The following is a 661-nucleotide window of genomic DNA, read 5'->3' as shown; positions in this document are numbered from 1 at the left end:
TATTTAACTCAAAAAAGAAAATTAACCCTAGAAACCATTAAAGAATTTAAACTAGGTTACGCCCCCTTATCTGATAAACCTTTATCTTTTCGATTAATAAATTATTGTCAAAAGAAAAATATTAATATCGATAAATTAGTTGAATATGGCTTTATCAAAGAAAAAATCAGTCAACAAAATAAAAAATATTTTCATGATACTTTTCATGGTTCCATTATTATCCCTATTGAAAATGGATATAATAAAACTTTTCATTTTTATCAAAACCATTTCCGCGAAGTTTCTTATTTCCAACCTAAATATAAATCCCTCAATAATTTTAGTCAAACACCTACTTTTCATTTCAGTTATCGTTTTTTGAAGCATTATCTTTTATTAAACAAACAAAAACCATCATTATTCATGAAGGTTTTTTCGATGTCATTAGTTGTTGGCAAAACAATATTAAAAACGTTGTCGGTCTCATTTGTGTCACTCAACTACTTTCTAAATCACAAATAGAAATTCTAAAAAAAGAAAATATCAAAGTCATTATTGCCTTAGATAATGACGAAACAGGCCGAAAACGAAGCGAAGCCTTAGGAGAACAACTTAAAGAAGAAAATATTATTTACGAAATTAGACGTATTTTACCACCTTATGATAAAACTTGTAAAGATGT

Annotated in this window: 1 pseudogene; it reads left to right on the top strand. The window is 26.8% G+C overall.

Annotated elements, in window-relative coordinates:
* A pseudogene (locus tag RI01_RS02515) lies at window positions 1-661 on the top strand (toprim domain-containing protein); the annotation flags it as partial.

This window comes from Italian clover phyllody phytoplasma str. MA1 (assembly GCF_000300695.1).
Classification (GTDB): Bacteria; Bacillota_I; Bacilli_A; order Acholeplasmatales; family Acholeplasmataceae; genus Phytoplasma.
This window is presented reverse-complemented; position numbering and strand designations above follow the sequence as displayed.